Genomic DNA, 11,280 nt, shown 5'->3' with positions numbered 1-11,280 from the left:
TTTGTTGACCGCTCCGCAAATGCTATCAATTCTCATTTACTGGCGCTGGCCCAGTATTAATATTCGCCCAAGAGTAAAACAGATTCAGGATGGGTGGTATGAAACGCACAGCGATTGCCCTAATCGCCTTTATGGCATTGCCGGTAATGGCGGCAGCGCCTGAGTTTGCCATGGAGCTGGGGTGGGACAGCAAATATGTGTCTGAAGGACGCAATAACCTGCCCCAAGGCGGAATAGCTTGGGCCGGTGCTTCTGCCACAGTGGGCGATGTCAGCGCCTTTGCGCTGGTTGGGCGTGCCGACAGCGAGCACTTTACCGAGTGGAACTTTGGCGTGGAATACCAGCTGCATTTGCACGAAACGCTGGAGGCCATCGTGGGCGTACAGCGCATAGAAGCCTATGGAGATCTGCGCTGCAGCGACAATGAACTCTTTGCCGAACTTGCCTGGACCCGCTGGGATTACCTGGTGCCATCCATTGCTTACACCTACAACACCGAAGCGGGCGGCTATTTTGTGGAGCTGAGTCTGCACAGCAACTGGCATCTTGGGGAACAAGTCACCCTGAGTCCCTACCTGACTCAGGGGTTCGACTTTCAATATGTTACCGAAGCCCATAATGGTGCCAATCACCTGCAATTTGGCCTCGAAGCCGCCTGGGCATTTGCTGACAACCTGACGGCTTCGGCCCATGTCAGCCGGGTCATTGCCGGAAAAGATATCGAGGTCGACATGGGCGATGAGGCAAGGGATGAAACCTTTGCCGGTGTCCGCCTTGCCTGGGCGTTTTAAAGGGTCTGAACTACACTTGTGAAACACAGATGGGGCCGGATTGCCCCATGGTTGCAGACAGATGCCGCAGGTAAACGTCAGCGCCTGCATCACCAACAGGAGGACAGGGAATGTCACCTCTCAACCGCCTTTCATTTTGGTTTATGCCATGGCTGCTGGTCACCTTATGGGTGGGCGCGCCTTCAACCCTGCTTGCCCGCCACGTCGTGGACGAAGGCGCCAGCGAATATGAATCCCTTATCAAGGCCACACCAGCGGCGCCGGAAGAGTCTGTACCGGGTCAGTCTGCTGCCGACACTCAGGTGCTGAATAATCAAAGCTTGCTCAGGCCGCGCCAACAGAGCAGAGAAACGGCCCTCGACAGTGAAGGGCGTCCGCTTGCCATACCCACAGAGGTCAAGCCTGCCATGGAATTTGGGCCCGAATCCCGTGACTGGCAGTGGGAAGGTAGCAGGGATAAACCGGTTTCCACAGACAAACGCAGCAAGGTATCCAAAACGTCATCGGACAAAGGTCGTGGTAAGGTTGCCAACGATCCTAACTGCCGCTGGCTGGATACCCGGATTTCGCAGCTGGAAGACTTACTTGCTTCCAGTGGCGGCGGTGCCCACCATCAGGATGAACTGAAGGCGAGAATGGGAGAGTGGCGTTGCCTCAAGTGCGGCGCCGACGGCCCAAAGCAAGGTGACCACTCGCGCTGCCAATACCGCCGCTGAGCCCTCTGTGAGCCCCAGTCCTGTGACAAACTGACTCACAGGCCGGTCTTTGCTCTGGTCTAGGTGCAAAAAGCTCCCTACAATTGAGCCTTTGCCGGTCGTTCACAACGGAGAGTTACATGGCCCAACACTACGATTACATCTGCCTGGGCGCAGGCAGTGGCGGTATTGCGTCCGCCAATCGCGCCGCCATCCGTGGCGCCAAGGTTTTATTGATTGAAGCCAAGCATGTCGGCGGTACCTGCGTAAACGTTGGCTGTGTGCCGAAAAAAGTGATGTGGTACGGTGCTCAGGTTGCCGAGGCCATGCATCTTTACGCCAAAGACTATGGCTTTGATGTGGATGTGAAAAACTTCGACTGGAACACTCTGGTAGCCAGCCGTGAAGCCTATATTGACCGTGTACATGCCGCCTATGGCCGTGGCTTCGCCAGCAACGGCGTTACCCTGGTGGAAGGCTATGGTAAGTTTAAGAATAACAACACCATAGAAGTAAACGGTGAAGAATACACGGCCGATCATATTCTGATTGCCACCGGTGGCCGCCCAAGCATCCCCAATATTCCGGGCGCAGAGCATGGTATTGACTCCAATGGCTTTTTTGCCCTGTCCGAACAGCCCAAGCGGGTTGTGGTGGTGGGCGCCGGTTATATTGCAGTGGAGATTGCCGGTGTGCTGCATGCCCTTGGCAGCGAAACCCACCTGTGTGTGCGTAAGCACTCACCGCTGCGTAGCTTCGACCCCATGCTGAGTCAGGCGCTCACAGATGCCATGGCCGAAAATGGCCCCACTCTGCATACCAATGCCGTACCCAAGGCGGTGGAAAAAAATGCCGATGGCAGTCTGACGCTGCAGCTCGAAAACGGCGAATCCATTACCGTGGACTGCCTGATTTGGGCCATCGGCCGTGAGCCTGCCACCGATAAAATCGGTCTGGAAAATACAGATGTAACCCTGGACGACAAGGGTTACGTCATAGTGGATGAATGGCAGCAAACCAGCGCCAAAGGTATCTACTGCGTCGGCGATATCATGGCTGGCGGTATTGAACTTACGCCAGTGGCCGTGAAAGCCGGACGTTTCCTGTCTGAGCGCCTCTTTGGCGGCCAGCCCAATGCCAAAATGGACTACAGCCTGGTGCCAACCGTGGTATTCAGCCACCCCCCCATAGGCACCATGGGTCTGAGTGAGCCCGATGCCAAGGCGCAGTACGGCGAGGATCAGGTGAAGGTGTACACCTCGACCTTCACCTCCATGTACACCGCCGTGACCGCGCATCGCCAACCCTGCAAAATGAAGCTGGTGTGCGCCGGTCCGGACGAAAAAGTTGTGGGTATCCACGGTATTGGCTTTGGGATGGATGAAATCCTCCAGGGCTTTGGCGTGGCAATCAAGATGGGGGCCACCAAGGCCGACTTCGATGCCGTGGTAGCTATCCATCCCACCGGCGCCGAAGAGTTTGTTACTATGCGCTGAAATTAAAAAGCCGCTCAATGAGCGGCTTTTTTCTGTCTTATGGTTAACTTGTGCGCTCGACACACTGCCACTATTTGCCTCAGCAAGGAACCCCAGAGATGATTGACCATCTGAGTACCTACGCCACCGACTACATCGCCACCCGCGACTTTTATAGCGCCGCCTTTGCGCCCCTGGCTTACCCACTGTTGTTTGAAGAGGCGACCAGTTGGGATCCAACCTGGCCGACCCGACGCATGTGCGCCTTTGGTCCCGAAGGAAAACCCATTTTCTGGGTGATTGAAAGCCGTGAGCCGGCTTCGCCCAGGCACACCGCTTTTGTGGCGCCAAACCGTGTTGCGGTGGCCGGGTTTTACCTTGCAGGCCTGGCTGCTGGAGGTAAAGACAACGGCGCTCCCGGTTTAAGGCCCATCTACCATGAGCATTATTTTGGTGCGTTTCTGCTGGACCCCGATGGCAACAATGTGGAAGCGGTCTGCCATACGCCGGAATAAGCTCTGACCCAATGTAAAAAGACCGCCATTCGGCGGTCTTTTTATATCTTGCAGCCAAAAGACGTGTCACCAGGGGATGGGTGGCGGCTCCAGGCGTTGCCCCTGATAACCGGTGACAGGTCCGAAGCGGGGATCCTGTGCAAGCCACTGTGCTTGGGCCTCTGCGATGTCGGCTTTGCTGTGACCAACAAAGTTCCACCAGATAGTGATGTCATCGGTTAAGGGCTCACCACCGATAAGCAGCAGGCGGCATCCTGCCTGCAAGCGGATGGTCACTGATGTCTCGCCCCTGTTCACAAACGCCAGCTGGTTATCGCTGAAGCTCTCGCCTGCCAACTGGAAGCTGCCCTCCAGTGGCATGAGCCCGTACTCGAATGTTGGCTCGAGGGGCAACGTCAGGGTCACAGGCGCCCCTGTGTCGGCACTGTGGAAAATCTCCAGCCCCAATATGGGTGAGAAGTGCAGCACCGGCGAGCGATGATTGCCCCAGTCACCTACCAGCAGGGTGAAATTTGCCCCGGCATCCTGCCAACGGGGCAGTGTGGGATAATGATCGAACCTGGGTGCTGTGTCCTTGTGGGCAGCAGGCAGCGCTATCCAAAACTGAGCGGCGTGCAGATGGGTCTGATTTGGCAAAGACTCTTCGGTGTGGGCGATACCATGGCCTGCCGTCATCAGATTCACCTGGCCGGGTCGTATCACCTGAGCACTGCCGAGGCTGTCGCGGTGCAATATCTCACCTGCCATCATCCAGGTGAAGGTTTGCAGTGCCGTGTGCGGGTGCTCACCCACATTCACGGTTGCCGGGCCTGAAATTGGGCCGAGATGGTCCAAAAAACACCAGGGACCGATCAGGCGTCTGGCCTTTTGGGGAATGGCCCTGGCCACAGGTATGCCACCAACGTCGCTGGTTCTGGGGAGCAGTCGCTCTGTGACTGGCTGCGTTGCTTCTGTTTCCATGGCTAATGCCCTGTTGAATCTTGTTTACTCAGACTCGAACATTTCCACGGTTTTGGCAAATCATCGGGCCAGTTGGCAGGCGTTCCTGTTGATTTGGTTTACTGCGGGGATAAACGCAGCATGTGTTTTACCTCGCCAGGCAGTAAGGGTGTTGGCCTGTGATTGGCGTAATCGTCAAAGCCACTGCGGTAATAGGGCGATAACGGATGGCCCGATTGACCGCCCGGTACCATCAGGATGCCATTGGATTCGCGCCCCGGCTGCACGATAAGACGCTGGGAGGCGCCAAAGCCTGAGCTTTGTACTGCGGGTTCGAAGTGGCCTCCAAAACCCGGCACCTGTGGCATGTCCAACAGCGGCGCCAACAGCGGGATCTGCTTGCTGAAAGGGTGCTGTATTTTGAGCGCGTTAACCTTGCCCCAATTGAGATCGGCAAGCTTACCTGCTTGAGAATGGCGGCTTAGCAGTTCAGCCCGATTATGGCGGTAAATCTGCAGCAGGTAGCTGTCCCAGTCGGCCATTTTCTCGGGAAGCCAGGATTCTGGCTGTTGGCGGAGCAATTGCCATACGGACACTTCCAGATTCCCCTTGATTTTGCTCAGGCTGAGACCTTCTTCGGCGAGGCGGGTTTGCAACGGGGCAAACAGGCTGTCCATGACCCGAATACGGAAACTGTTTACCAGGGGGTAGCCCACCGAATCGCTGCAGGCACAGCCGCCCCAACTGGCCAGCGCCTTGAGGTCATCCGCAAATTCATCCTGTTGCTTTTCCAGTGTGTCGGTCAACAGCTGATGCCAGGGAGCAAGAAACAGCGCCCGGTTATCCAGTTGCATCGCGAGAAAGTCCCGCTCGTCGAAACTGTCTTTGGTCTGCAGGGTATCGCGAATTTGCGCAGCACGACTGGCGATGGCGTAACCGCCATCGCCGAAGCGTTGGGTGTCTGATACCGACAGCACACGGCTATTGGCGCTCCATAGCCGTTGATTGGCGGGGTTACTGACAACGGGCACATCTTCAGCAGGTACTGCCCACCTATCGGCTTGCCAGCCATCGGCTGACTGTGCAGTTTGAGTCGGGTTATCCCGCGCCGAAATGGCACCGGTCAGGCGCCAGGCCGCATTACCGGCCTCATCCACTATCAGCATGTTCTGCACCGGGATCCCCGTGTGCCGGGTGAGTTTAAGTCCCTCATCCACGTGGGTGGCGGTTTCCAGATGCATCAGGTTGAGGTTAATGGCAAAGTCGCCGTGGGCCACCCAGGACAGCGCATAGTCTTTGTCGCCGAGGCGTTTTACCGGGCCAAAGCGGGATAACTTGAGCGCCATCTCTTTACCCGTGCCTTTGCTTTTGAGCTGTTCTGTGACGATCTCTGTTTCTTCGTTGCCGTCCAGCTCAATCCAGTCTGCAGTGTCGATATAGCCGTTGGTAAAGCCCCAGGCGATACGACCATTGGTGCCCACCACAATCACAGGAGCGCCTGGCAGGCTCACACCTGTGACCTGAATGTCGCGCTCGCCGGTTTCACCGCCTTGATGGCGGTAATTGAGTTGGGCTCTGTACCAGATAATGGGGACCGCGAGGCCGAGGTGCATATCATCCGACAGCATGGCGTGTCCGGACTGGGTAAGTTGACCCGTGACCGCCCAGTTGTTGCTGCCCTTAACAAAGGCATCGAGTTCGCTGCCAATGGGGCTTTGCTGTGCTCTATCGAGCGCGGTGGCCGATAAGGTGGGCGCCACCATTGCCTGGGTGGGTAAGGTACTGCCGTCCAATGCTGCCTGAATAGGATCGTTCTGGCTGACGAAGGCGAGCATTTCATTACCATAAAGCTGTTTGATGCGCTCCAGTACCAGTTCACGTTCAACCGTGTTCCCCTGTAAATCCAGATACATGGAGAAGATAGTCAGCAGGCTGTCTTCGGGTTGCCAGGGCGTGATTTCACCACCGCTCAGCAGGTACTCAAAACTGGGCAGGGTTTGCTGCGACAGTGCCTGATTGACGCCGAGGCTATAGGCTTCCAGCACGGCTCTGTCTTTTGCAGGCAGGCGCGACAGCAGCGCCCGGGCACGCTTTCTGAATTGGTGAAAGCGGTGGCGCTCATCAAGGGTCAGCGCCCCATCGCCAAAGAGCTCGGCCAGCTCGCCAGCTGAGTTGCGGCGCAGCAAATCCATCTGAAAAAATCTGTCCTGTCCGTGGGCATAGCCCAACCCAAAGGCTGCGTCGCGTCGGCTTTGAGCCCGAATGATGGCCGTACCCAGAGTATCGCGCTCGATGTCGACAGCCTGCTCCAGCCCTGGGGCGATAGTGTTGCCACTGAGTTCAGGCAGACTGGCGCGAAAGGCGAAATACAGACTGGCGCACACCACGAATACCAGCAGCAGTGCCCATTTGATGGCTTTTAACATGGGGTTCTTCCTTGATAGTCATTGCCACGGCGGTTATTGGTCGGCATCTGTGCCGATTTGCTCGTCCAGCCAGCTTGTAAATTGCTGAATTTGGCGCTTTTTGTGGGAGTCCTGCTGCAGACGGATGTTGTAGCCGGAGCCCGGCAGAGTCTTGTCTGGCAGACAAGATTTCAACCAGCCTTTTTCCACCAGTGATGACACCAATAGGGAGCTGGTCAGTGCCAGTCCTTGCCCGGCGAGGCAGGCCTGTACCAGCTGGTCTTCACGATCAAACTCGATAAGCTGGGCTTCTTTGAACTTGCCGTACTCTTTCTGCCAACTATCCCAGTTGATTTGTGTGACACCAGTATGACGGCGCACATGCATCAGTGTTTGCTGTGAGTGTTTGCGGGACAAATAGGCGGGGCTGGCGTAAATGCCAAAGTACTCCGGCAGGGTAGCATCTTGGGGTGAGGCTGCGGGGACAATGGCAACATGTCCGCTCTGGGTATCGGGGGCATCCGATTGGCTGACTGACACCCGCACTTCGGGAAATCTGCGCTGAAAGTAAGGTAAACGCTGTGCCAGCCACAGGGCCGCAAAACCGTGGGGCGCACTGATGTGGATGTCGGTTTCGTCGCCGACCCCAAGATTGGTCAGAGTCTGTTCTATTTGGCGCAGAACCTGGCGACTGGTATCAAATAATGTTTGCCCCGCAGCTGTGAGCTCCACCGCCCGGGTGTGGCGAATAAACAGCTGAATCTCCAGCTGCGCTTCCAGATTGCGGATTTGATGTGATACAGCGGTCGGTGTGAGCTCAAGCTCCTTGGCCGCGAGTTTAAAGCTCAGATGACGGGCCGCTGCTTCGAAAACCCGTAAACCGTTGAGAGAAGGCAGATGAGCAAACATGGTTTATAGATGAATAAAAAAAATTCATAAAAGAAATAATGCTTTCTTAGACAGCGAATGTCCACAAATTGGATTAACTAAATTCATCCATAAAAAAGCCCCGCTACGGGGCTGTCATCTCACAGTGCATTTGAGGGTGTTTTAGCTTTTAGTTACGACCCACAGGGCGTGCAACAGGCCGGGAACCCAGAAAAACAGACACAAAATAATATTGATCAGCAGATGCTTTCCCGCACCTTCTTTTAAAAATACCGCCACGGGAGGCAGCAATATGGCGATGATCACCAGCAGTAGTTTATTGGTATCCATAAGATCTCCTTGCTTGGACTACCTGGCTAACTTCGCAACTGGGCCGAAAAATGGCAAGACTTGTCGGACAAAAAACTGACATTCTCCCCTTACGACGGCTATAGTAACGCCACTAAAAAAAAAATAAAAACTCTCGGGGTTTAATGGACATCCAAGCTGAGATCCTCATTGAGGTCATAGTGCTGTTGACGGCCGCCTGTGCCGCAGCCTGGGCTCTGCTGGCGGGCCCATTACGCATAGCGCCAAAGGCATGTCGCCAGTACGCGGTGGCCAATGGATTGTTGATGTTGGGGCTGATTCTCAATGCGTTACGCACGGAGGGGGCGAGCTATATCACTTGGTTCGGCGCCGATTTAAGCCTCATTGCCGGCATCATCATGATGCGCTTTGGCACAGTATTCCTGTTTCGACTACCAATAAACTACAAGCCTGAGCTGTTGCTGTTGGCTGTGGTGATATTTGCCATGCTGATGGTACCGCCTTCGGTGGAGTCACAGCATTATCTCGGCATCGTGTTCTCGCTGGCGGCGGCCCTCTTGTTTGTACGTTTGGGTGAATCAACCTACAAGGGACTTCTGCCCAGTGTCGGCCATAACATCACCTTGCTGCTGGTGATGCCATTGATACTGGCGGCTGTGCTGTTTTTAGTGCGGCTCGGTCTTATCATGACCCAGGAAGATGCAGAAGCCCGTTTTATTTCCATCCATACCGCTGAAGCTGTGCCCATGCTGTGGTTTTATCTGGTGCTCAGCCTCAGTATCAATGTCGTTGCCATGGGCAATGCCCTTACCCGCCTGGTGCAAAAAATCAGGGTGCTGGCGGACAGAGACATGCTGACAGGTCTGTGGAATCGTCGCAGCGCAGAACTGAGGCTAAGAGAGCTCAACCTGCGCTGGCAGAAGGGGCGAGAACCATTTGCCATCGTGTTGCTGGATTTGGATCACTTCAAAAAAATCAACGATAAGCTCGGGCATCAGGCCGGTGATGCGGCGCTGCGGCAAGCGGCGCTGATATTAAGCCATAGTCTCAGAGAAACCGATATGTTATGCCGTTTTGGCGGCGAGGAGTTTCTGGTTATTTTATCCGGTGTCGGCATTAAGCAGGCACATCTGGTGGCCGAAAAACTGAGAGAGAGTCTGGCTGCAACGGCGCTGCGCTGGGATGACGATGAAGTGGTATTGAGCGCAAGTTTTGGCTGCGCCGCGATGGTGGATGGGATGAGTGTCTCTCAGCTGATTTCGGCAGCCGACCACGCCATGTATCAGGCCAAGGCAGGTGGCCGCAACTGCGTGATGGACTCAGCGGCCGGGCCACTCCAGGTCTGATGGATTGCACCAGTCGTTTTTGAGCTGTTGTGATAAGGTGTCTGAACAGAAGGCTTCGCCCACCGAGGGCTTACTTTCAAAACGGTAATCCCGACTTCGAAATTGGAACTCCAGTTGCCAGGCGTGCAAATACCCCCTGTCTGAGCTCTCGCCTCCGTAAAGGGTATCACCGAGTATGGGGGTGCCCAGGCTTGCCAGAGCCACTCTGAGCTGATGGGTTTTTCCGGTGAGGGGCTTGAGCAGGTAGGCCCTTAATCCCTCGGCCACCGAGGCAGAGAAAAATTGGGTGACGGCCGGGTTTTCCATGGTCCGCAGTAACTTGTATTGGCTGCGGCGTGACTTGGCCATATCACCTGCAATCTTGCCCTGTTTCTTCTTTGGCTTGCCTTTGGCAAGCGCCAGATAGTATTTCTGCACCCCGTGACGGCTGAACAGCTCGGTAAAGTCTGCTGCAGCGGCACTGGATTTGGCCAGTATGATCAGGCCAGAGGTGAGGGTGTCCAATCGATGCACGGGGTAGAGATCTATCCCCAAATCGGATTCAACCTGCGCCACTACACCGGCGCTGCCATCCTGGCTGTGAAAGTGCACGCCCGGTGCCTTGTCGATAACGAGAAAGTCCGTCTCGTCGGCGATGATGCGATACATAACTTATTGAAACTCGATGACGGCTCTCAGACCCGGTTGGTTGTCTTCGAGGCGTATATGGGCCTGATGGCGCGATAATATCGCCTTCACCATAGACAGGCCAAGCCCCGTGCCCTGATGATGACGGCTGGGGTCGAGTCGCACCAGGCGCTCGAACACCCGCTCACGGCTTTCCGGCGGGATCCCGGGACCATTGTCGGCAATCACCACTTCTCGGCCATTCTGGCTGATGCTGATTGCCGCGCCGTCACCTGCGTACTTGATGGCGTTGTCCACCAGATTAAACAGCGCTTGAAACAACAAATGCTTATCGCCCTGCAGCGTGCATTCACGGCCGAGTTCCAGACTGAGGGTTTGACCGCGCTCTTCGGCCAGCAATTCGGCCATTTCCACCAAATCGGCACACAACTGCGACAGACTTAACTGTTGCAAATCCAGCTGTTGCTGCCCTTCTTCGATACGGGTCAAAGACAACATGGCATCGAAGGTGGCGAGACAAAAGTCCAGCTCTTCGATCAACTGCTCGGCTTTATCTGCGCGTTCTTCCTGGGGCTTATCTCTCAGTTGTTCCAGCCCGATGCGAAGGTGAGACAGCGGGGTGCGCAGGTCGTGGGCGATATTGTCGGTTACCCCGCGCACTGCCTGGAGGTTGGCTTCGAGGGTGTCCAGTACCCGGTTAAACTGGCGCGCCAGCATATCGAATTCATCCTGACGCCAACTCACCGGCAGTCGGGTATCGTAGTGGCCGCGCTCGATGCGCTGTGCCAGCCGGTTGTATTGCACCAAGCGGCGCAGAATGGCTTTGGAAAACAGATATCCCAGGGCCATGGTCAGCACTATGGTCAGGGTCATGGTGGTCACGGCAGCCCGCAGAAATTTCTTAATCAGGGTCGCCAGTTGGTCGGTACGGGTGGCGATAAGCACAGGCCCGTAGCGGGTGATAACGAGGCCACCTGTGAGTATGTGCAGCTTGTCCGGGCCGCCGGTCAGAATGGGAAACTCCACCGTTTCCGGCAGCAGGGGAATATCTTCCGGCATCAGACTCAGGGAACCGACTATGTCGAAGCTGTTGCGCCAGGCCACCAATACGGATTTGGGATCGGCTGCCCGTATTTGGGCGGCAAAGCTTCGCCGGTCAACGGTTTGGGCCAGTTGAATATAGCGCTGCTTTTCAGTTTCCAGATGCTGTTCTATCTGATACTGCTGCTCTGTGACCAACTGACGGTACAGGGTGAACAGCAAAGCGCCGGTGATCAGGGTCACCAGCGC

General features: G+C 55.7%; 11 protein-coding genes. 5 read left to right on the top strand and 6 right to left on the bottom strand.

The window, feature by feature from the left end; translation table 11 throughout:
* The first annotated feature begins 98 nt into the window (after positions 1–98).
* From SAMA_RS18425 to SAMA_RS18410, 4 genes are all read left to right on the top strand, one after another.
* Positions 99–791 (top strand): hypothetical protein, encoded by a 693-nt coding sequence (locus SAMA_RS18425; protein WP_011761651.1) that lies wholly within the window; start codon positions 99–101, stop codon positions 789–791.
* Positions 792–901: 110 nt separating this feature from the next.
* A complete protein-coding gene (locus tag SAMA_RS19250) occupies positions 902–1,507 on the top strand; it encodes a hypothetical protein (protein WP_011761650.1) in 606 nt (201 codons plus the stop codon).
* 119 nt (positions 1,508–1,626) lie between these two features.
* The gene (gene gorA / locus SAMA_RS18415; RefSeq protein WP_011761649.1) at positions 1,627–2,982 is read left to right on the top strand and encodes a glutathione-disulfide reductase; all 1,356 of its coding nucleotides are present in this window, start codon (positions 1,627–1,629) and stop codon (positions 2,980–2,982) included.
* A gap of 98 nt (positions 2,983–3,080) precedes the next feature.
* Positions 3,081–3,476, top strand: coding sequence for a VOC family protein (locus tag SAMA_RS18410; protein ID WP_011761648.1), 396 nt, complete (start codon positions 3,081–3,083; stop codon positions 3,474–3,476).
* A gap of 66 nt (positions 3,477–3,542) precedes the next feature.
* On the opposite strand, the gene SAMA_RS18405 is transcribed toward SAMA_RS18410, so the two are convergent.
* The 4 genes from SAMA_RS18405 to SAMA_RS19485 all read right to left on the bottom strand — a co-directional run bounded on the left by SAMA_RS18405 (position 3,543) and on the right by SAMA_RS19485 (position 8,038).
* Entirely contained in the window at positions 3,543–4,436 is an 894-nt protein-coding gene (locus SAMA_RS18405; RefSeq protein WP_011761647.1) for a pirin family protein, read from the bottom strand.
* A gap of 98 nt (positions 4,437–4,534) precedes the next feature.
* Positions 4,535–6,841 (bottom strand): penicillin acylase family protein, encoded by a 2,307-nt coding sequence (locus SAMA_RS18400; protein ID WP_011761646.1) that lies wholly within the window; start codon positions 6,839–6,841, stop codon positions 4,535–4,537.
* Positions 6,842–6,874: 33 nt separating this feature from the next.
* Complete coding sequence (locus SAMA_RS18395; protein WP_011761645.1) at positions 6,875–7,729, bottom strand: LysR family transcriptional regulator; 855 nt, start codon at positions 7,727–7,729, stop codon at positions 6,875–6,877.
* Positions 7,730–7,870: 141 nt separating this feature from the next.
* Positions 7,871–8,038 carry a YqaE/Pmp3 family membrane protein gene (locus tag SAMA_RS19485; RefSeq protein WP_011761644.1) on the bottom strand — a complete coding sequence of 56 codons (168 nt, stop codon included), beginning with the start codon at positions 8,036–8,038 and terminating at the stop codon, positions 7,871–7,873.
* Positions 8,039–8,181: 143 nt separating this feature from the next.
* Between SAMA_RS19485 and SAMA_RS18385 the strand changes: the two genes are divergently transcribed.
* Positions 8,182–9,363: a GGDEF domain-containing protein gene (locus SAMA_RS18385; protein WP_011761643.1), complete on the top strand. Its 1,182-nt coding sequence runs from the start codon at positions 8,182–8,184 to the stop codon at positions 9,361–9,363.
* On the opposite strand, the gene SAMA_RS18380 is transcribed toward SAMA_RS18385, so the two are convergent.
* Entirely contained in the window at positions 9,337–10,011 is a 675-nt protein-coding gene (locus tag SAMA_RS18380; protein WP_011761642.1) for a TIGR01621 family pseudouridine synthase, read from the bottom strand. The genes SAMA_RS18385 and SAMA_RS18380 overlap by 27 nt on opposite strands.
* A 3-nt stretch (positions 10,012–10,014) precedes the next feature.
* Entirely contained in the window at positions 10,015–11,274 is a 1,260-nt protein-coding gene (locus SAMA_RS18375) for a sensor histidine kinase (protein ID WP_011761641.1), read from the bottom strand.
* Between the last annotated feature and the right edge of the window lie 6 nt (positions 11,275–11,280).

Origin of the sequence: Shewanella amazonensis SB2B, assembly GCF_000015245.1 — a bacterium.
Taxonomy (GTDB): Bacteria; Pseudomonadota; Gammaproteobacteria; order Enterobacterales; family Shewanellaceae; genus Shewanella; species Shewanella amazonensis.
The sequence above is the reverse complement of the archived record's forward strand: the minus strand, read 5'-3'. Positions and strand labels throughout refer to the sequence as shown.